The 282-nt window shown below is 67.4% G+C and carries 1 protein-coding gene; it reads left to right on the forward strand.

The features are described from left to right. The coding region (locus K3A85_RS17905; protein ID WP_449867248.1) for an ATP-binding protein at positions 1-282 on the forward strand (282 nt) is incomplete at both ends.

Genomic DNA, 282 nt, shown 5'->3' on the forward strand with positions numbered 1-282 from the left:
GGACCAGCGCGCCGCCATTCACGACTCAGCGCTCGTTCTCGCGCGAGCGACGTCCTATCGCGGGATCGGCACGTTCGAATTCCTCGTCGATCTCGACGCGCCGGACCGCTTCGTGTTCATCGAAGCCAACCCGCGCCTGCAGGTGGAACACACCGTCACCGAGGAAGTGACGGGACTCGACCTCGTCGCCATGCAGTTCGCCCTGGCGCAGGGCGCTACGCTCGACGGGCTCGGGCTCTATCGCGCCGAGCCCGTCGGAGTGGCGATCCAGCTGCGGCTCAA

Source organism: Novosphingobium huizhouense (assembly GCF_020179475.1).
Lineage (GTDB): Bacteria > Pseudomonadota > Alphaproteobacteria > Sphingomonadales > Sphingomonadaceae > Novosphingobium > Novosphingobium huizhouense.